Origin of the sequence: Curvibacter sp. APW13 (genome assembly GCF_032337135.1) — a bacterium.
Classification (GTDB): domain Bacteria; phylum Pseudomonadota; class Gammaproteobacteria; order Burkholderiales; family Burkholderiaceae_C; genus Allorhodoferax.
In genome coordinates this window covers 506251-526009 of sequence record NZ_JAVXZZ010000003.1, presented here as the reverse complement: position 1 = coordinate 526009, position 19759 = coordinate 506251, and the positions used below count along the sequence as shown (strand labels likewise).

The window sequence follows — 19759 nt, the reverse complement described above, 5'->3', positions numbered from 1 at the left end:
ACCCAGACTCAACTCAATGCAATTGCGAGACAATTGAATGAGAGGCCGCGCAAGACGCTCGGCTTCCATACCCCCGCTGAAATGTTCAGCGAATGTGTTGCATCGACCGGTTGAATCCGCCGCTGAAAGCAGCCATACATTTCCATGGCACCCTTCATTTTTTCGAGCGAACGAGCTTGCCTTTGCTGAGAATCAATGGTGAATCCCCCTCTGGTTCACCCGAACGAATTTCTTCTGTCGCTTCCCATTGAAGCATTCCATGATTGAGCTTTGCACGCCCCAGCACAATCGCCCCATTTCGGCCACTTGTGACTACTAGCATTGCTGTGCTTCCTACGGCAATGCCTTTCACTGTTTCCGGCCCTCCTTCATTTACGCGACCGCAACGCGGCGTAGACATATAGTGATTGCCCGAGATTCTTTGGCCCACTTGCAACAACTCGAATGTCGCGGAGCCACAATCGACATTCTGCTTTCGCTCTTCGGCTGAGCGAAGGTCAATATTCCAATTTCCCGAAAAGGGAGTCTGCTGGCCATTACAAAAGCAGGGCGCCAGTGCTATGAGAGTGACGGCTTTGCGAAAGATGAAGTTCATCACAAGATTCTGACTTCAATCCGTTTCAATTGGTATCTCACATTTGGGGAATATTCATCAATGACCGCTATCGCGGCAAAGTGGAAATCCGCACGGTCCAACGATACCACCCGCGCCGAGCGAAGCGATGGCGCGTGACCTCCCCCTTCCCCTCTGGCTGCGCCGAGGAGCGCAGCGGGCGCTGGATCAAGGGGCGCGCGCTGTTTGAGCCCGCTGGGCGAGTTTGCGCGCCCCCCCAGCGGCTGCGAGCACCGCAGGTTGCCCCGGTGCGCCCGGCGCACCGGGGACGCAGACAGCGGGGTCGCCTTTTCTTTGCTTACTTTCTTTTGGCGAAGCAAAAGAAAGTGAGTGCGCTGTCGGGCGCACACCCCGACATGCCCCGCCCACCAGGGCAAACAACAAACAAAAACCCCATGCCATAACCATCAATTACTTGCCTAAGCTTTATTTGCCTAGGCAACTATATAATCCCCGCCATGCCCAAAAAGCCCACTCCCGGCGCGCCCCCACTCGCCACGTTCTACGACCCACTGAACTACACGCCCGAAGAGAGCGTGGGTTTTCTGATGCGGCAGATCCTGTCCAACGTGGCCACCCAGGTCGAAGCCGAATTGATCCACACCGAGCTGACCAATGCCCAGTGGGTGCCGCTGTACAAGATCTACAACCGCCATGCCAGCACCGTGGCCGAGCTGGCGCGCGTGTGCCACATGGACACGGGCGCCATGACCCGCCTGCTCGACCGCCTGGAAGCCAAAGGCCTGGTGCAGCGCCAACGCTCCGACAGCGACCGGCGTGTGGTCAACATCGCCCTAACCCCGGCAGGTACCGAAGCGGCCCAGGCCATTCCCCATGCTTTGAGCGCGGTGCAGAACCGGGCCCTGGCTGGATTCAGCGCCGACGAATTCCAACAACTCAAGCAACTGCTGCGCCGCGTGCTGGTCAATGCCCGGCAAGCCGGCAAGGATGACTCCGAATGAAACGACACTTCCCGATCCCAGGCCTGAACGCAGTGGCACTGGCAGCCGCGGTGCTGCTGGTGGGCTGCGCCAGTTCCAGCGGCATAGCGCCCTCCAAGGCCCAAGCCATAGACGCCAAGACCCTCGGCCCCACCGCGGCCGCAGATGCCGCGCCGCTGGCCATCGACAACAGCCCCTGGTGGCAGGCCTTTGGCGACCGCCAGCTCGACGCACTGGTGGAAGCTGCGCTGGCCAACAACCCCAACCTGCGTCTGGCCCAGGCGCGCGTTTCCAAGGCGCAGTCGTTCAGCGACGTGGCCGACGCCGCGCTCCTGCCCCAGGTGAACGCCGGCCTCGACGCGACACGCCAGAAGTACACCGCCGTGGGAGCCGTACCGGCGCCGCTGGCAGGCAACATCTATGAGAGCGGCACGCTACAGCTCACCGCCGGCTGGGAACTGGACTTCTTCGGCAAGTACGACGCCGCGCTCAAGGCCTCGCTCGGCCAGGTGCGCGCGGCCCAGGCCGACGCCGCGGCAGCGCGCATGCTGCTGGCCAGCAACATCACCCGCCAATACTTCGCACTGGCACGCATCCAGGCCCAACTGGTGGTTGCCGAGCGTGCGTTGGCCCAACGCAACCAGACCATGCGCCTGGTACAGGACCGCGTGAACGCCGGCCTCGACACCCAGCTGGAACTGCGCTCGGCCGAGAGCGCGCTTCCCGAGGCGCGAATGCAGATTGAGCAGCTACGCGAGCAGCAGGCTCTGGCCCGCAATGCCATCGCCGCCCTGGTTTCCAAGCCGAATTCAGACCTGGCCCTTGCAAATACTGCGCAAACAGCTATCAAACAGATAGCAACTCCAAACACTGTTGCGCTCGACCTCGTCGGTCGCCGGCCCGACGTGGCCGCCGCGCGGGCCCGCATCGAAGCCGCCACGCAGGACGTGGCCAATGCCCGCACCCAGTTCTACCCCAACATCAATCTGAACGCCTTTGCGGGCTGGTCGGCCATCGGCCTGGAAAAGCTCACCACGGTCAAATCCGAACAGTGGGGTGTGGGCCCGGCCATTCGCCTGCCCATCTTCGATGCCGGGCGCCTGCGCGCCAACCTGCGCGCCAAGAACGCTGACCTGGACGCCGCCGTGGAAAGCTACAACGCCCAAGTGATCGACGCCGTGCGCGATGTGTCCGACCAACTCGCCAGCCAGCGCGCCATCGCCCTGCAGCAAGCCGAGCAGGTGCAGGCCCAACACAGTGCCGAGGCAGCCTACGCCATAGCGCTGCAGCGCTTCGAAGCCGGCTTGGGCAACTACCTGCAGGTACTGAGTGCCGAAACGGCGGTTCTGGCACAGCGCCGGGCCGCCGTGGACCTGCAAGGCCGCCTGCTCGACACCCAGGTGCAGCTCATTCGCGCGCTGGGTGGATCGCTGCCCGCCGTCACCGCTTCCGCCCCGTAAGAACACCGACCCATTCCCCGACGCGAACACCATGACTACAGCAGACACCAACGCCCCAACCAACGCTGGCCCTTCAGGCAACCCCAAGCGCAAGAAGGCACTGACCATCCTTTCCGTCGCGGTGCTGGCCGGCTTGGCCATCGGCGGCTACGAATACGTGCTGGGCACCCGCAGCGAAGCCACGGACAACGCCTATGTCCAGGGCAACGTGATCCAGATCACCCCGCAGATCGGCGGCACTGTGACCGCCATCCTGGCCGACGACACCGATTACGTGAAAGCCGGCCAACCGCTGGTAAAGCTGGACACCGCCGACGCCAAGGTACTGCTTGACCAGGCCGAAGCCAACCTGGGCCAGGCCGTGCGCCAGGTGCGCACCCTGTACGCCAACAACAGCACCCTGAACGCCCAGATCGCCCTGCGCCAAAACGACATTGCCCGTGCCCAGACCGACGTCGAGCGCGCCGCCGACGACCTCAAGCGTCGCCAGGCCCTGGCCGGCAACGGCGCCGTGTCCAAAGAGGAACTCAACCACGCCCAGAGCCAACTCGCCGCCGCCCAGACAGCCCTGGCGAGCGCCAAGGCCGGCGTGCTGACCGCCGAGCAACAACTCAGCAGCAACCAGGCCATGACGGCTGGCACCACGGTCGAATCCCACCCCAGCGTGCAAGCCGCAGCTGCCAAGGTGCGCGAGGCCTACCTGGCATTGCACCGTGCCACCCTGCCCGCACCCGTGGATGGGCATGTGGCCAAGCGCACGGTCCAGCTGGGCCAGCGCGTGGCGGCCGGCACACCGGTCATGTCCCTCGTGGCACTGAACGAACTGTGGGTCGACGCCAACTTCAAGGAAGTGCAGCTGCGCAACATCCGCATTGGCCAGCCGGTACGGCTGACTGCCGACCTGTACGGCAAGAAGGTCGAGTTCAAGGGCACGGTGGCCGGCCTGGCCGCCGGTACCGGCGCCGCCTTCGCCCTGCTACCGGCACAGAATGCCACCGGCAACTGGATCAAGGTGGTGCAGCGCGTGCCGGTGCGCATTGCGCTGGACGCGCAGGAGCTTGCAAAGAACCCACTGCGGGTGGGCTTGTCGATGGAAGTCGAGGTGGACACCCGTGACCAGAGCGGCAAGACCCTGGCTGAAGGCTCCCATGTCAATACACCCGCGCAGACCACCGTCTACGCTGCCCTGGAAGACGCAGCCAATGCCGAAATCACCAAGGTGATCGCCCGCAACATGGCACGTGCCCACCCCTGAAAGCACACCTGCGCATGAGCACGTCCGCCCACATCAACTACCCACCCCTGCAGGGCTCGGCCCGCATGTGGGGCACGATCGCGTTGTCTGCAGCCACCTTCATGAACGTGCTCGATTCGAGCATTGCCAACGTGTCGCTGCCGGCCATCGCCGGTGACCTGGGCGTGAGCCCCAACCAGGGTACCTGGGTCATCACCAGTTTCGGGGTGGCCAATGCCATCTCCCTGCCCCTGACCGGCTGGCTTTCGCAGCGTTTCGGGCAGGTGCGCCTGTTCGTCATGAGCGTGCTGCTGTTCGTGCTGACCTCCTGGCTGTGCGGTCTGGCAGTGAACATGAACATGCTGATCGCCATGCGTGCCGCACAGGGGTTTGTCGCCGGCCCGATGATGCCGCTGGCCCAGTCGTTGCTGCTCTCCAGCTACCCGCCCGCAATGGCCGGCATGGCCATGGCCATGTGGGCCATGACCACGCTGGTGGCTCCCGTGATGGGGCCGCTGCTGGGGGGCTGGATCACCGACCACACCCATTGGGGCTGGATCTTCTTCATCAACATTCCGGTCGGACTGGTGGCTGCCGGCATCACCTGGACCATCTTCCACAAGCGCGAATCGGCAACGCGCAAGCTCCCGATCGACAGCATCGGCTTGGCCCTGCTCGTGGTATGGGTGGGCGCCATGCAGATCATGCTCGACCGCGGCAAGGAGCTCGACTGGTTCCATTCCGGCGAGGTCATTGTCCTGTGCATCGTGGCGGTCATCGGCCTGGCCTTCTTCCTGGTCTGGGAACTCACCGACGAGCACCCGGTGGTGGACCTGCGTCTCTTCACGGGGCGCAACTTCTGGACCGGCACCGTGGCCATGTCGGTGGCCTACAGCCTGTTCATGGGCAACCTGGTGCTGCTGCCGCTGTGGCTGCAGCAGTTCATGGGCTATACCTCGACCCAGGCCGGCATGCTGATGGCACCCGTGGGGCTGTTCGCGATCCTGCTGTCTCCCATCGTCGGCAAGAATGTTCAGAAGTTCGATCCGCGCGCCCTGACCAGCTTTGCCTTCGTCGTCTTTGCCCTGGTGCTGTTCATGCGTTCGCACTTCAACACGATGGCGGATTTCGGCACCATCATGGTCCCCACCATCGTGCAGGGTGTGGCGGTGGCCTTCTTCTTCATTCCGCTATCGGTGATCACCCTCGGTGGCCTGGCGCCACAGCGCATCCCTTCAGCCTCTGGGGTGTCGAGCTTCGCGCGCATGGTCGGTGGATCCTTCGGGACATCGATCGCCATCACCGTCTGGCAGGACCGTGCAGCCATGCACCACGCCCAACTGGCCGAATACGTCAACCAGGGCAGCAGCGCAGCCACCAGCGCTTTGGCCGGCTTGACCGCTTCCGGCATGGGCACCGAGCAGGCACTGAGCCAGATCAACCGCATGCTGGACCAGCAGGCCTACATGCTGGCAGCCAACGATGTGTTCTTTGCGTCCTCGCTGATCTTCCTCTGCCTCATACCGCTGGTGTGGCTGTCCCGTCCGGCACGTCCCACTACCAAGGCGCCGAGCGCGGACTCTGGAAGCGCTGCGGACGCCGCAGCCGGCGCCCACTGATTCGGTCACGGCCCGATCACGGGGCGGTGAGCCAGGCCACGGCCAGGTCGTACTGGGCCTGGGGGAAGTAGTCCATCTGGAATGGCACCAGACCGTGGAAGAAGAACAGCAGCGCCGTGTCGCGCCAGCGCAGGTCCCCGACAAAGGCCAGTCGCGTGACATGCTGCTGGATGAACTTGTCCTCGGGAATGTCGTCCCACTGCACCAGGGTCTGCAAGCCGGCAAAGCCTTCCTGCACGTGCATCAGCAAGGGAGCGGAACCGGTCGTCATCAGGTGGGCGAAGACCTCGCGCTTGGCCGCATCAACCTCCTCCCGCTGCAATTCGCCAGACAGGTGGGCAACGATGAGACCAGTTGGCTCGACAACGACAGAAATGGGCATGAAATGGCAGCAACAGGAAGTGTCGGTCAAACGACACGGGGACAGGATGGTAATTCCAAACCATTTCTCGCCCGAAAACAAGGGCATCGCTAGGCGCCAAATCTGTATACAAACCGTGGCGGCACCAGTTGGCCGCGCTATCATGGGCCACATGAACAGTGCCTCCCACCCGCGCGTTGCCGACGTTCAGCAGCAAGCGCTGCTCGCTGCCGCACGCCATGCCCACACCCGCGCATACGCGCCCTACTCGCAGTTCCCGGTAGGTGCCGCTGTGCTGGACGAACAGGGCCGGGTGCATGCGGGCTGCAATGTGGAAAACGCCGCCTACCCGCAAGGCGCCTGCGCCGAGGCCGCGGCCTTGGCTGCCATGGTGCTGGCTGGAGGACGCCACGTGCGCGCCGTCTGTGTGGTGGGAACCGGCGGCCGCTGGATCACGCCCTGCGGGGGCTGCCGCCAGCGCCTGCGCGAGTTCTGCGCACCGGACACCCCCATCTTCACCGCCAACGCCACGGACAGCGGCCCCACCTACACCCTGGCCGAACTGCTGCCCCACAGCTTCGGCCCCGACCATCTGGAGGCCACACCATGACCGCACTCGCCACGATCCAGCGCCTGGCTCCCGGCTTCGCTCCTGACATCGCCGTGGTGCTGGGTTCAGGATGGGGTGGGCTCACGGCCCAGATCCAGAACCCGTTGCGCATTCCCTATGCCGAGTTGGCTGGATTTCCCCAGGCTACCGTGGCCGGGCACAGCGGCGAACTCTGGCTGGGCCACATGGGCCGCCACCGGGTGGCCGTGATGAGCGGGCGCAAGCACGGCTACGAAACCGGCGCAGTCGATGGCATGAAGGTGCCACTGCAGACATTCCACGCCTTGGGCTGCTCGGTGCTGGTACAGACCAATGCGGCAGGCAGTGTGCGTGCCGGCATTCCACCGCAGAGCCTGATGCTCATCACCGACCACCTGAACCTGCCGCAGCGCTCGCCCCTGGTGGGTGAGGCCGGCTCCGAGCGCTTTGTCGGCATGGTCGACGCCTACGACCCCGGGCTACGCCAACAGGCACTGCTGATCGCGGCACAGCATGGGCAGCCCCTGCACCAGGGTGTGTATGCGTGGTTCTTCGGGCCGCAGTTCGAGACCCCGGCCGAGATCCGCATGGCGCAGTTGCTGGGGGCCGACGCGGTGGGCATGAGCACGGTGCCCGAAACCATCCTGGCCCGGCACTTGGGGCTGCGCGTGCTGGCCCTGTCACTGATCACCAACATGGGCGCCGGACTGTCGCAGGAGCAGCTGAGCCACGCCCATACCCTGGAACAGGCCCAGGCCGCCAGCGACCGTGCCAGCAGCCTGCTGGCCCACGTCGTGGCCGGGCTGCAACTGGAAAACACACCATGACCACTACAGACTGGAACACCAACCTCACTGCCAGTGCCGCCAAGGCCCTGCAATGCCTGGACCTCACCAGCCTGAACGACGGCGACACCGAGGCCGACATCGAACGCCTGTGCGCACGGGCCCAAAGCCCGCACGGATCGGTAGCCGCCGTGTGCGTATGGCCGCGCTTGGCAGCCTTTGCCCGCAGCCAGTTGCCCCCTTCGATTGCCGTGGCCGCGGTGGCCAATTTCCCCGATGGCAGTGCCGACATCGAACGCGCTGTGCGGGACACCGCAGAAATCGTCCAAGCCGGTGCCCAGGAGGTAGACGTGGTGCTGCCTTGGCGCCAACTGCTCGCCGGTGACGCTGCTAGCGCACTGCGGCTGCTGCAGGCGGTTCGCAAGGCCTGCGACGGGCTGCGCCTCAAGGTCATTCTGGAAACCGGCGAGCTGCGCAGCGACGCGGCCATCGCCCAGGCCAGCCGCCTGGCACTGGACGCCGGGGCCCACTTCCTCAAGACCAGTACCGGCAAGACCGCCACCAGCGCCACGCCCCAGGCAGCCCGCATTTTGCTGACCGCGATTGCCGATGACCCGGCCTTGCGCAAGGTGACTGGCTTCAAGCCCTCGGGGGGTATCCGCACCGTGGCCGACGCGGCCAGCTACCTGTGGCTCACGCAGGAAATCCTCGGCGCCGAAGCCCTGACACCACAGCGCTTTCGCATCGGTGCCAGCAGCGTGCTGGCCGACATTGAAGCCACGCTGTCCGGCCAGCAAGCACCGGCTGCTGCGGCACCCGGCAGCTACTGAAGGCGGACCATGCTGGCACAGGAAGTCATCCGCCGCAAACGCGACGGACACGCCCTCACCCCCGACGAAATCACCGCCTTTGTGCAGGGACTGACGGACGGCAGCTGGAGCGAAGGCCAGGCCGCCGCGCTGGCCATGGCCGTGTTCCTGCGCGGGATGGCCCCCACGGAAACCGTGGAGCTGACACGCGCCATGACGCATTCGGGGCGGGTCATGGACTGGAGCCAAGCACATCTGCCGGGTCCAGTGCTCGACAAGCATTCGACCGGGGGCGTGGGCGACAAGGTCAGCCTCATGCTGGGCCCCATGGTGGCGGCCTGCGGCGGCTTTGTACCCATGATTTCCGGCCGCGGACTGGGCCACACCGGCGGCACGCTGGACAAGTTCGACAGCATTCCGGGCTACCAGACGGCACCCGACCTGGACCGCCTGCAGCACACGCTCCAGCACGCCGGTTGCGCCATCATCGGCCAGACGGCCGACCTGGCCCCGGCCGACCGACGCCTCTATGCCATCCGCGACGTCACGGCCACGGTGGAATCGATTCCGCTGATCACCGCCAGCATCCTGTCCAAGAAGCTGGCCGCCGGACTGCAGGGCTTGGTGATGGACGTCAAGGTGGGCAATGGCGCCTTTGCCGACCACGTGCCCATGGCCCAGGCCCTGGCGCGCTCCATCGTCGAAGTGGCCGCCGGTGCCGGCCTTCCCGCCCGTGCCTGGATCACCGACATGAACCAGGTGCTGGGCGATACGGTAGGCAATGCGCTCGAAATGCACGAGGCCCTGGCTTTCCTGCAAGGCACACGCCGCGAACCCCGGCTACTGGCCGTAACGCGCCAACTGTGCGCCGAGATGCTGCACCTGGGCGCCCTGGTGGAGAGTGTGGACGCGGGCCTGCAACGGGCCGACGATTCGCTTTCCAGCGGCCGGGCGCTTGAACACTTTGCCCGCATGGTGGCCAGCCTGGGGGGGCCGGCCGACTTCTGCGACCGCCCCGCACACTACCTGCGCAAGGCACCGGTACAGCTGGAGGTGCGTGCCCCGCGCGACGGCTTCGTCGCCAGCGTGGATACACGTGCCATTGGCTTGGCGCTGATCGGGCTTGGCGGTGGTCGGCGCAAGGCCAGCGACAGCATCGACGCGAGCGTGGGCATGACCGGCATGGTGCCGGTAGGGCAAGCCGTGCACCGTGGCGACTGCCTGGCACTCGTGCATGCCGCCACGGATGATGCCGCGCGAGCCTGTGCCGCCGATCTGCTGCAACACATCCGCATCGGCGACGCGGCCCCCACGCCGTCCCCACTGCTCGTCGAGCGCATCGGAGGCTGAACCATGGCACGTGCCATCACCATCGTTCTCGACTCCTTCGGCGTCGGTGCCGCCCCCGACGCCGCCAAGTTTGGCGATCTAGGTGCCAACACCTTCGGCCACATCGCCCACTGGTGCGCCGAGCGCCAACGCCCCTTGCGCCTGCCGCACCTGATGCAGCTGGGCCTGGGCCAGGTCATGCAGACTGCTACGGGGGAATGGCCCGCAGGCCTGGAGTTCGTCGAAGCACCCACGGGCGCCTTTGGCGCTGCCGCCTCGCTCAGTGCCGGCAAGGACACGCCCAGCGGCCACTGGGAACTGATGGGTTGTCCGGTGCCGGTGGACTGGGGCTACTTCCCCACCCGCCCAAGCGGCGAATCGGTGTTTCCCCCAGACCTGATGCAACGCTGGTTAGATGACTGCGGGCTGGAAGGCACACTGGGCAACTGCCATGCCAGCGGCACCGAAATCATTGCCCAGCTCGGTGACGAGCATGCACGCACCGGTTGGCCCATTTGCTACACCAGCTCCGACAGCGTGTTCCAGGTGGCTGCGCATGAAGAATCGTTCGGTCTGGAGCGCCTGCTCGACATCTGCGCAAAAGCCAAACCGATCTTCGACGAGGCCCGCATCGCCCGCGTCATTGCCCGCCCCTTCATGGGAACCAGCGGCCACTACCAGCGCACGGCCAACCGCCGCGACCTGACCACACCTCCGCCGCAGGACACACTGCTCGACCGCTTGGTAGCGGCAGGGCGTGAGGTGCACGCAGTGGGCAAGATCAAGGACATCTTCGCCGGGCGCGGCGTCACCCACCTGCGCAAGGGTGCGGACAACGCCGCACTGTGTACGCAGACCCTGGCCGCGCTGCAGGACTGCCCTGAGGGCGGCATGGTGTTCACCAACCTGGTGGATTTCGACATGCTGTTTGGCCACCGCCGCGACGCGGCGGGCTACGCCGATGCGCTGGAAGCATTCGACCGCTTCCTTCCAACCTTGTTGGCCGCCCTGCGCCCGAACGATCTGCTGGTGCTGACAGCCGACCATGGCTGCGACCCGACCTGGCCGGGCAGCGACCACACGCGCGAATGCGTGCCGGTGCTATGGGGTGGGCCGGCAGCCCCAGTGGGGCGCGCACTGGGCCTGCGCAGCAGCTTTGCCGATGTGGGCCAGACGCTGGCCAGGCACCTTGCTGTGCCCCCCCTGCCCGCCGGCACCACCTGCTGGTAGGGAGATGCAGTCGCTATTAAAAAAGTAGCTGCTTGCGCAAATTCCACGCGGGCTAGAGGCCATTTTTTCCCGCAAACAGAAACGGGAAAGCGCACGGTCAGCGCGTCGACGGTGTGGGTGTCTGGGCCAGCAGGTTGCGCAAGGCAGCACGCAGCTTGGCCGGGCGGACGGGCTTTTGCAGCAAGGGGATGCCCGTGGCCTGCACGCGCTCGCGCAATTCGGGGTCGGTGTCGCCACTGACGAGACAAGCGGGAACATCGCCACAGCGCCCACGGATGCGGGCGATGGCCTGCAGACCATCCTGGCCACCAGGCAAGCGGAAGTCGCTGACCATGACATCGGGAACAAACCCCTGGTCTACACGCAGGAACGCGTCTTCCGCGGACAGTGCCAGCACCACCTCGCAGCCCCAGCCTCCCAGCAGGCGCTGTACCGCAGCGCCACCCAACGGGTCATCTTCGAGCAGCAGTACCTTGCGGCCTTGCAAGGCGAACAGGCCCTCACCGCCGCAAGCGGCAGGACCCGCAGGGGACTGCGTTGAGGGGGAAGCCGCGGCATGCAATGGCACCGTGACCGAAAAGCGGGAGCCCCGCCCCAGGGTGGACTGCAGGCCCAACACATAGCCACCGCGTTGGCACGCCAGTCGGACAATGCTCAAGCCCAGCCCGAAGCCCTTGGATCGGTCACGCTCGGGGTTCTCCACCTGGTAGAACTCGCCAAACACCTTGTCCTGCTGCTCAGCGGCGATGCCAACGCCACTGTCCCACACCTCGATGCGCACCGAACGTCCCTTGTTGCAGCGGCGGCAAGCCACCAGCACGCCCCCTTCATGGGTGTACTGGACCGCATTGGCCACGAGGTTGACCAGGATCCGCTGCAACAGGGCCGGATCTGCCTCGGCGTGCAGGCGGCTGGGGCGCACGCGCAAACGGATCCCCTTGGCCTGCGCCTGGCTCGAAAAGCTGTCGCGCACCGAGCCCAGCAGCCGCTCCAGCGAAACATCCTGGTTGCGCACCTCCATGGTCGCCAGTCCCATGCGGGAGTAGTCGAAGAACTCGTCGAGCATGTGCTGCAGGGCGCGCACCGAGGCATCGACACCCTGCACCAATTCAGCCGCCTGTCCCTCATGCTTGAGCTGCTGCAGGCGAGCGACGAACATGCCCAGCGCATGGGCCGGCTGGCGCAGGTCATGGCTGGCCGCCGCGAGGAATCGCGATTTGGCCACCACGTCCTCTTCCGCACGCTCCTTGGCCAGCTGGAGTTTCTCGGCATAGCGCACCCGGATGTGTGCGAACGCCGCGGCCACCACGGTATAGAAGCCCAAGGCCAACCAGGCATGCAGCGATGGAATCTCGCCGTAGTTGTAGCCGAAAGGCACATAAGGGAACAACCACAGCAGGTAGAGCCCGGTGAGTACCCACAAGCTCAGGCAGAAGATCCAGGCTTGGCGCTGCCCCTTGATGAAGAAGGCGACAAACGGCGCCGTATAGACCCAATAGATACCGGTACCGCCCACGCCGCCAAACACCACCAGCGACCCAAAGATGGTTCCGGTGGCCAGCAGCAGGCAGGTCTCGGACTGGGCAATGGTTTCGTCGTTGCGGGCAAGGATTGCGGCGGGCACGACAAAGACGACGACACCGAAGAGTTCGGCCAGTCCCAGGGCAGTCTGCCCTGGGGTGAGCAGATTGAAGATGGAAAAGATGGTGCCGACCACCAAGCCAATGGTCGACGTGGCCCGAGCCTGGTCTGCCCGCTCCTGCAAGGGCATCATGGCCTGCGGTCCCCCTGCAAGGCCACAGCCAACCGTCCCGTTGTGCCGATGCCGTCCATCCCGAGCATTGCGCTGCCGTCTCCCTGCTTGTCGTGATAACGCTGCCTTGGCGCATGGCATCCATGCGCCCCACCGCAGCAGGCGCCCATTATGACCCTGATGTATCGGGTCGCTGCAGGCCTTTGGCCACGCCTAAAGCAAAAAAGCCACCCCGGCAGGGTGGCTTCATCGGATGCGCGTGGCTCAGATCAGCGTCACGCCCGTCTTGGACTGCACGAACTCGCGTGTCACACCCGGCGCCAGCTCCACCACTTTCAGGCCGTGCGGTGTCACGTCCATCACCGCCAGGTCGGTGATGATGCGGTCCACCACGCCCACGCCGGTGAGCGGCAGGGTGCACTGGGGCAGGATCTTCATGTCTTCGGTACCGTCCTTCTTCTTGGCCACGTGCTCCATCAGCACCACGACGTTCTTCACGCCGGCCACGAGGTCCATGGCGCCGCCCATGCCCTTGACCATCTTGCCCGGAATCATCCAGTTGGCCAGGTCACCCTTTTCGCTCACCTGCATGGCGCCCAGGATCGACAGGTTGATCTTGCCGCCGCGGATCATGGCAAAGCTTTCGTGGCTGCCGAAAATACTGGAGCCCTTGAGCGTGGTCACGGTCTGCTTGCCGGCATTGATGAGGTCGGCATCCACCTGGTCTTCCGTCGGGAAGGGGCCGATGCCCAGCATGCCGTTTTCGCTCTGCAGCCAGACTTCAATGTCGTCCGGCACAAAGTTCGCCACCAGGGTGGGAATGCCGATACCGAGATTGACATAGTAGCCGTCCTGCAGTTCCTTGGCTGCGCGGGCGGCCATCTGGTCTTGTGTCCATGCCATGATCAAGCTCCTTTGTTCTCGGTAATCGTGCGCTTCTCGATGCGCTTTTCGGGATTCGGGTTGTGCACAATGCGGTGCACGTAGATGCCGGGCAGGTGCACGCTGTCGGGGTGCATGGCGCCGGTTTCCACGATTTCCTCGACTTCCACGACACAGATCTTGCCGGCCATGGCCACCGCCGGGTTGAAGTTGCGCGCGGTGTAACGGAACTGCAGGTTGCCCGACTTGTCGGCACGGTGCGCCTTGACCAGCGCCACCTCGGGCAGCAACGCACGCTCCATCACGTAGATGTGGCCATCGAATTCGCGCAGCTCCTTGCCTTCGGCCACGATGGTGCCCACGCCGGTGCGGGTGTAGAAGGCCGGGATGCCAGCGCCCCCAGCACGCAGTTTCTCGGCCAGCGTACCCTGGGGCGTAAATTCCAGTTCGAGTTCGCCTGCCAGGTACTGGCGTTCGAACTCCTTGTTCTCGCCCACGTAGCTGGAAATCATCTTCTTGATCTGGCGTGTTTCCAACAGCTTGCCCAGGCCGAAACCATCGACCCCGGCGTTGTTGGAAATGACAGTGAGGTTCTTGGCACCGGTGTCGCGCAAGGCGTCGATCAGGGCTTCGGGGATGCCGCACAGGCCAAAACCGCCCACGGCGAGCAACTGGCCATCGCGCACGATGCCTTGCAATGCCGCAGCAGCGCTGGGGTAAATCTTGTTCACGGGGGTGTCTCCATCAAAAAGGGAGTCGGTACGATACTATTGTTCGCTACTTATGTCGTTACGTAGTTTTTCGTAGAAGGCGACCCTATGGCCCCACCGACACCCCAACCCGATATCGACTACCGGCTGGCCTTCGAGATGGCCCCCGTGGGTCTGGCACTGTCGCGCAACCGCATCATGGTGGACTGCAACCAGCATCTGTGCGAGATGTTCGGCGCCAGCCGCGAGCAGCTGGTCGGCCAGTCGTTCCAGATCCTCTACCCCAGTGCCGACGAGTTCGAGCGCACCGGCGAGCGCATTGCCCCGATCCTGAACCGGCGCGGCACCTATGCCGACGACCGCATCATGAAGCGTGTCGACGGGCGCTTCAAGGGCGAAGCGTTCTGGTGCCACGTGACTGGGCGGGCACTGAACCCGAACGACCCGCACGAGGCCGGTATCTGGTGCTTTGAAGACCTGAGCGCCCACCGCACCGTCAAGGCGGAACTCACCCCGCGCGAGCGCGAAGTCGCAGCCTACCTGATGCAGGGCATGACGTCCAAGCACATCGGCAAGGCGCTAGGCATCAGCCACCGCACGGTGGAAATCTACCGCGCCCGGCTGATGCGCAAGTACAAGGCTTCGACGGCGGGCGACCTGGTGCACAAGCTGATGGCGGGCTGACGACGACGGGCAGGACAACCGCGCCTGGAGCGCCCCTCAGGCAGCCAACGCCACCGCCGCATAGCCTTCGGATGAAGGCAACAGTGGGCTATCGACAAACTCCACCCCCTGCGGTTCGCTTGTACCCAGCTGGAAGACCGAGACGGTTCGCACCAGCGACTGCGCCTGGCTCTTCAGGTTGCTGGCGGCGGCAGCCATTTCCTCGACCAAAGCCGAGTTTTCCTGCGCAGTCTGATCCATTTCGCGGACAGCCACCTGCACTTGGAGCACGCCTTGCACCTGGGCCTGGTTCGCATTGCTGAGGCTGTCCATGATGGTGGAAACCCTGGTGATTGCGGCAACGATCTCTTCCATGGTGGAGCCCGCCTGGTCCACCAGATTCGTTCCCTGATCGACGCGATCGACATTGGCGGTGATCAGGTCCTTGATTTCCTTTGCGGCCTGGGCACTGCGGCCGGCCAAAGCGCGGACCTCACTGGCAACCACCGCAAAGCCCCTCCCCTGCTCACCCGCCCGCGCTGCCTCCACTGCTGCATTCAATGCCAGGATATTGGTCTGGAAGGCGATGCCATCAATCACATCGATGATGTCGAATATGCGACGCGACGCGGTGTTGATTTCCCGCATGGTCTGAACCACCTGGGAAACCACCTCTCCCCCTTGGGCGGCAACCTCGGTGGCGCCTGCGGCCAGCGCATTGGCCTGGCGCGTACTCTCCACGTTGTTCAGCATGTCGGCGTTGAGCTGCTCGACGCAGGCTGCGGCCTGCTGCAAAGAGCTGACCTGCTGAACCGTACGGGACGAGAGATCGTGGTTGCCGGCCGCGATCTGAGCGCTGGCCGATGCCACCGAGTGCGATCCTTGGCGCACATCGGAAACCACCCGGACCAGGCCCTCCTTCATGGCCTGCAGCGCCTGCAAAACCTGGGCTGCCTCGTCCTGGCCTCGGGCGTCGATGTCGCCGTGCAGCTTGCCAGCCGCCACAGCGTGCGAGACATCCACCGCATGGAACAGCGCCCGGTTGATCCCGCGGATCGTCAGGGTGCCCATGGTCAGTGCCAGCAGCAAGCCCAGCGCCACAGAGGCAATGGACCACAGGCGGGTGCTCTGGTAACGTGCCACCGCCCCCTCGTAGTCCATCTGGGCCAGGCGAACCTGGTATTGCACCAGGGCGCCGATGTCATTGCCCACCGGCTCATACAGCGGTCCGACCACATCGTTCACGGTTGTTCTTGCCAAATCCATGTCTCCCGCGCGCAGGGCTGCCAAGGTCGGGCGCAGCCCTTCCTGCACGAACCTGGATCGATCCGCCTGGAAGCGATCGGCCAGTTCGCGCTCCTGTGCTGCCAAGGGCCTGGCGGTGTAGGACTTCCACAAGGCAGTGATGGCACCGATGTTGGCATCCACTTCCGCGGCCGCCGCACCGATGGCCTCGGGCGTGGGCAGGATCAGGGTATTGGCTAGTGCGAGCCGATTGCGCAGAAGCAAGCGCTGGATCTCGGCTACCTGGGTGGAGGGCACCAGCCGATCCTCGTAGGTCGCGCGCAGTGCTTCGTTGCTGAGCGCAGTACCCGTCAAGCCAATGGCACCGACCCCCACCAGCGTGGCCGAAAGCACACCGATCAAGACAAACAGGCGTGTAGATATTCTGAAGTTACTCATGGCTCTCTCCCGGTAAAAATCTGCTGTGGTGGCGTACGCGTGGCTGCCATGAATGCCGCCGTGCGGCACACACTGGTCCCCACCAGGGGCATACGGGCGACCCGTCGCATTTCCTCCAGCATGGTCTGCATGTGGTCCTGCGGAACCGGCCGACCATAGAGAAACCCCTGGTACGCCATGCACCCGAATTGCTCGAGGAAGCTGCGCTGGTTCTCCGTCTCCACACCTTCCGCAATCACGGCCACGCCGAGGGTGCTGGCCATGCCGATGATGGTCTGTACGATGACCGCGTCGCTGCGGCTGTTCTGAATGTTGCGGACAAAGCTGCGGTCAATCTTGAGCTGGCGGATTGGAAGACTGCTCAAGTGCGACAGCGAGGAGTAGCCGGTTCCGAAGTCATCCATGGAGAATTCCACCCCCAGCGCATTGAGCGCTCGCATCTTCTGCACGGTGTCGAACACATCGTGCAGAACCACGCTCTCCGTGAGCTCCAATTTGAGTTTCGCGGGACAGGCGCCCGTCTCCGACAGCACGCGCTCGACCGTATCAACAAAATCCGGCTGGCGGAACTGACGCGCACTGACATTGACCGCCAACACCAAAGCCTGTGCCGCCGCGTGGTCCTGCCAGGCCCGCAACTGCTCGCAAGCCTTGCGCAGCACCCACTCCCCCATGGGGACAATCAGGTGCGTCTCCTCGGCGATCGGGATGAACTTGTCCGGGGTCACGAGACCCAAGCGCGGATGCTCCCACCGCAGCAAGACCTCGGCACCGAAGACCTGCTCGTCACTGCCTACCTGCACCTGGAAGTAGAGCCTGAACTGATCCCGCTGCAGGGCCTCATGCAGTTCGGACTCCAGTGCCATGCGCGCCTCCAAGGCCGCCTGGATGTCCGGATCAAAGAACTGCAGACCATTGCGACCGGCCGCCTTGGCCTGGTACATCGAAATGTCTGCCCGCTTGAACAGGTCATCGATCGGAACCACATCACCGCTGAAGAGTGACATGCCAATGCTGGCAGCAGAGCGGATGACACGCGGTCCGATCGAACACGGCGCATGCACCTGCGCCAGTATCTTTTCCCCGATGCGCTCCGCCATCCGTGCCGCCAACTCCTCGTCGGTGGACAGATCCGAGAGCAGGACCACAAATTCATCGCCACCCAAGCGCGCCACGGTGTCGGTCTGGCGCACGCATTCCTTGAGCCGCTGTGCGACTTCGACCAACAGCCGGTCCCCGACCTCATGCCCTTGCGTGTCATTGACCGTCTTGAAATTGTCCAGGTCAATCATGAGCACGGCACCATAGGCCCGCGTCCTGGCAGTGGCGCTCATGGCCTGCTGCAGACGTTCCCGCAACAGGCGCCGATTCGGCAAATGGGTCAGTGCGTCATAAAACGCCAGCTGGTGAATCGCGGATTCATCCTGACCCAGCTTGGCCTGCATGACCTGCAGTTCTCGCATTACCGCGCTGATCTCATCGCGGCCATGGATGTCGATTGGCGTGTCGTAGCAGCCTTTGGAGATATTCTTGAATATCGAAATGACCCGCCTGAGCGGATTCACGATCGAGTCGTTGAGAACCCATCCCAACCAGCACATGACGCCGATCAGCAACATCAGTACCGCCAACGCATTTCGCAATACCGCGTCATAGCGATCGACACCGGCCTGGTAGGTCTCATGGGCCACGTCGAATTGCAAGCGGGTCAGCGCCTCCAAGGTCTCGTGGGTAGGCGCAAAAAGCCGCTCAACTTCAATCGACTGGGTTCGAATCGCCTCATAGTCTCGGGCGCGCATGGCAGCAAGCAAGGGCGCGATGCCCAGCGCCATGTAGTCATTGCGCCGCTGTGCAAATCTCTCTGCCACCCCACGCTCCTGCGACGTCAACGGCACCTTGGAAAAATCGGCCCACAGCGAAGTGATCGTATTGCGGTTCTTCTCGATGGCAGCGGCAACATAGCTCAGGAACTGCCGATCCACCCGATCATCCGAGTGGGGCGACCTGTCCTCTCGCCCCGGCGTATGGCTCAGGGCGGTCTCCATCAGCAGGCGATTGGTCAGCATGAGCCGGTCGATCTCGGCCAACTGCTGGGCCGAACCCATGCGAACCGCATAGACGGAGCGCAGTATCTCCTTGGACTCGGAAAGGCCCGCGACGCCCACAATCGCCAAAACCAACGCCGCAGAAGCCGCCACTGCCATCAGCAACAGCAAGCGAACCTGGATCGGGACGTAGCTCAACAGGCGTGCCACCCGCCCGTTGAATCGGTCTATGAACAGTAGACTGGATCGCACCCTGATTGCTGAAGAATCAGCCCCCCGCGTTCAAGTGCAACAACGTGACACTCAAACATGTTTCAAGGCGGGGGCAGGGCCAAGATGGATGGCGGAACAGCGGGCTCGAGGCGATTCCACCACAAAATTTTTGCCTTTATACCTGAAAACCCTGTCGACGACCTAAGTGTTTGTCCTAGGCGTCTCATCACTGAGGTGCGAGGCAATCAGGCTTCTGGCCATATCGACGAGCTTGCGCCGGCCGCTTCTCGCATTTGAGCGCAGCATCTCAAAAGCACGCTCACGGGATATCCGGTGGTAGGCCATGGCCAATCCGGTGGCCACACTGATATCGCGCTCACCGTCCAGGGCAGACTGCAAGCCCGAATTCACGCTGCGCATCGCATTGAGCTCGGCCGCACGAACGAGGGCGGTCTCGATCACAGGGATCAGCTGCGCCACGTCCAAGGGTTTGACCAGGTAGGCCAGCGCACCCAGGGCCGCGGCCTGATCGACATGCTCGGCATCCCCATAGGCGCTGAAGACCATGAAGGGGATGCGGTCCAGGTCGCGCAGACGCTGTGCCAGGGACAAGCCGTCTGCTCCAGGCATGCACATGTCGACCACCGCCAGGTCAGGGCGAGCCCCCTTGGCCAACCATTCCTGTGCGTCCTCGGCGGACTCCGTTGCCTCGACCTGGTAGCCTGCCTCACGCAATCCCTGGGCAACCGTGGCCAACACCAGTCGATCATCCTCGACCAGCAGAACATGCTTGCCAGCCACCGCGTGTTCCTGGTTCATCTCTATCGGCCGCATCATCTT

The 19759-nt window shown here is 64.1% G+C and carries 18 protein-coding genes; 10 read left to right on the top strand and 8 right to left on the bottom strand.

What is annotated here, in order from left to right; translation table 11 throughout:
• Nucleotides 1-154: 154 nt before the first annotated feature.
• Nucleotides 155-595: a hypothetical protein gene (locus RQP54_RS15725; RefSeq protein ID WP_315679337.1), complete on the bottom strand. Its 441-nt coding sequence runs from the start codon at nucleotides 593-595 to the stop codon at nucleotides 155-157.
• Nucleotides 596-1071: 476 nt separating this feature from the next.
• Between RQP54_RS15725 and RQP54_RS15720 the strand changes: the two genes are divergently transcribed.
• From RQP54_RS15720 to RQP54_RS15705, 4 genes are read left to right on the top strand one after another with little or no spacing between them, the layout of a single operon-like run.
• On the top strand, nucleotides 1072-1575 hold the full coding sequence (locus RQP54_RS15720) for a MarR family transcriptional regulator (protein WP_315679336.1): 504 nt from the start codon (nucleotides 1072-1074) through the stop codon (nucleotides 1573-1575).
• Nucleotides 1572-3014: an efflux transporter outer membrane subunit gene (locus RQP54_RS15715; RefSeq protein WP_315679335.1), complete on the top strand. Its 1443-nt coding sequence runs from the start codon at nucleotides 1572-1574 to the stop codon at nucleotides 3012-3014. Before RQP54_RS15720 ends, RQP54_RS15715 begins: the two co-directional genes overlap by 4 nt.
• 31 nt (nucleotides 3015-3045) lie before the next feature.
• Nucleotides 3046-4269 carry an efflux RND transporter periplasmic adaptor subunit gene (locus RQP54_RS15710; protein ID WP_315679334.1) on the top strand — a complete coding sequence of 408 codons (1224 nt, stop codon included), beginning with the start codon at nucleotides 3046-3048 and terminating at the stop codon, nucleotides 4267-4269.
• Nucleotides 4270-4283: 14 nt separating this feature from the next.
• Nucleotides 4284-5867, top strand: coding sequence for a DHA2 family efflux MFS transporter permease subunit (locus RQP54_RS15705; protein ID WP_315679333.1), 1584 nt, complete (start codon nucleotides 4284-4286; stop codon nucleotides 5865-5867).
• Nucleotides 5868-5883: 16 nt separating this feature from the next.
• Here RQP54_RS15705 and RQP54_RS15700 read toward each other — a convergent pair whose 3' ends face one another.
• Nucleotides 5884-6249: an STAS/SEC14 domain-containing protein gene (locus RQP54_RS15700; protein WP_315679332.1), complete on the bottom strand. Its 366-nt coding sequence runs from the start codon at nucleotides 6247-6249 to the stop codon at nucleotides 5884-5886.
• Nucleotides 6250-6400: 151 nt separating this feature from the next.
• On the opposite strand from RQP54_RS15700, the gene cdd reads away from it, so the two are divergent.
• The 5 genes from cdd to RQP54_RS15675 are packed head-to-tail and all read left to right on the top strand — an operon-like array spanning nucleotide 6401 to nucleotide 10970.
• Nucleotides 6401-6838 carry a cytidine deaminase gene (gene cdd / locus RQP54_RS15695; protein ID WP_315679331.1) on the top strand — a complete coding sequence of 146 codons (438 nt, stop codon included), beginning with the start codon at nucleotides 6401-6403 and terminating at the stop codon, nucleotides 6836-6838.
• Nucleotides 6835-7644, top strand: coding sequence for a purine-nucleoside phosphorylase (locus RQP54_RS15690; RefSeq protein ID WP_315679330.1), 810 nt, complete (start codon nucleotides 6835-6837; stop codon nucleotides 7642-7644). The genes cdd and RQP54_RS15690 overlap by 4 nt, the downstream gene beginning before the upstream one ends.
• A complete protein-coding gene (deoC, locus tag RQP54_RS15685; protein ID WP_315679329.1) occupies nucleotides 7641-8432 on the top strand; it encodes a deoxyribose-phosphate aldolase in 792 nt (263 codons plus the stop codon). Before RQP54_RS15690 ends, deoC begins: the two co-directional genes overlap by 4 nt.
• Nucleotides 8433-8441: 9 nt before the next feature.
• Nucleotides 8442-9761 (top strand): thymidine phosphorylase, encoded by a 1320-nt coding sequence (gene deoA / locus RQP54_RS15680; RefSeq protein ID WP_315679328.1) that lies wholly within the window; start codon nucleotides 8442-8444, stop codon nucleotides 9759-9761.
• A gap of 3 nt (nucleotides 9762-9764) precedes the next feature.
• Nucleotides 9765-10970, top strand: a complete 1206-nt coding sequence (locus tag RQP54_RS15675) for a phosphopentomutase (RefSeq protein ID WP_315679327.1) — start codon at nucleotides 9765-9767, stop codon at nucleotides 10968-10970.
• Nucleotides 10971-11067: 97 nt separating this feature from the next.
• Here the strand turns inward: RQP54_RS15675 and RQP54_RS15670 are convergent, their stop codons facing one another.
• The 3 genes from RQP54_RS15670 to RQP54_RS15660 form a co-directional block, all read right to left on the bottom strand.
• Nucleotides 11068-12744: a hybrid sensor histidine kinase/response regulator gene (locus tag RQP54_RS15670; protein ID WP_315679326.1), complete on the bottom strand. Its 1677-nt coding sequence runs from the start codon at nucleotides 12742-12744 to the stop codon at nucleotides 11068-11070.
• A 243-nt stretch (nucleotides 12745-12987) separates the two neighbouring features.
• The gene (locus RQP54_RS15665; RefSeq protein WP_315679325.1) at nucleotides 12988-13626 is read right to left on the bottom strand and encodes a CoA transferase subunit B; all 639 of its coding nucleotides are present in this window, start codon (nucleotides 13624-13626) and stop codon (nucleotides 12988-12990) included.
• A 2-nt stretch (nucleotides 13627-13628) separates the two neighbouring features.
• Nucleotides 13629-14336: a CoA transferase subunit A gene (locus RQP54_RS15660; RefSeq protein WP_315679323.1), complete on the bottom strand. Its 708-nt coding sequence runs from the start codon at nucleotides 14334-14336 to the stop codon at nucleotides 13629-13631.
• A gap of 87 nt (nucleotides 14337-14423) precedes the next feature.
• Between RQP54_RS15660 and RQP54_RS15655 the strand changes: the two genes are divergently transcribed.
• Complete coding sequence (locus RQP54_RS15655) at nucleotides 14424-14999, top strand: PAS and helix-turn-helix domain-containing protein (RefSeq protein ID WP_315679321.1); 576 nt, start codon at nucleotides 14424-14426, stop codon at nucleotides 14997-14999.
• Nucleotides 15000-15035: 36 nt separating this feature from the next.
• Here the strand turns inward: RQP54_RS15655 and RQP54_RS15650 are convergent, their stop codons facing one another.
• The 3 genes from RQP54_RS15650 to RQP54_RS15640 form a co-directional block, all read right to left on the bottom strand.
• On the bottom strand, nucleotides 15036-16661 hold the full coding sequence (locus RQP54_RS15650; RefSeq protein ID WP_315679320.1) for a methyl-accepting chemotaxis protein: 1626 nt from the start codon (nucleotides 16659-16661) through the stop codon (nucleotides 15036-15038).
• Nucleotides 16658-18916, bottom strand: a complete 2259-nt coding sequence (locus RQP54_RS15645) for a putative bifunctional diguanylate cyclase/phosphodiesterase (protein ID WP_315679319.1) — start codon at nucleotides 18914-18916, stop codon at nucleotides 16658-16660. Before RQP54_RS15645 ends, RQP54_RS15650 begins: the two co-directional genes overlap by 4 nt.
• Nucleotides 18917-19120: 204 nt before the next feature.
• Nucleotides 19121-19756, bottom strand: coding sequence for an ANTAR domain-containing response regulator (locus RQP54_RS15640; protein ID WP_315679318.1), 636 nt, complete (start codon nucleotides 19754-19756; stop codon nucleotides 19121-19123).
• Nucleotides 19757-19759 lie beyond the last annotated feature (3 nt).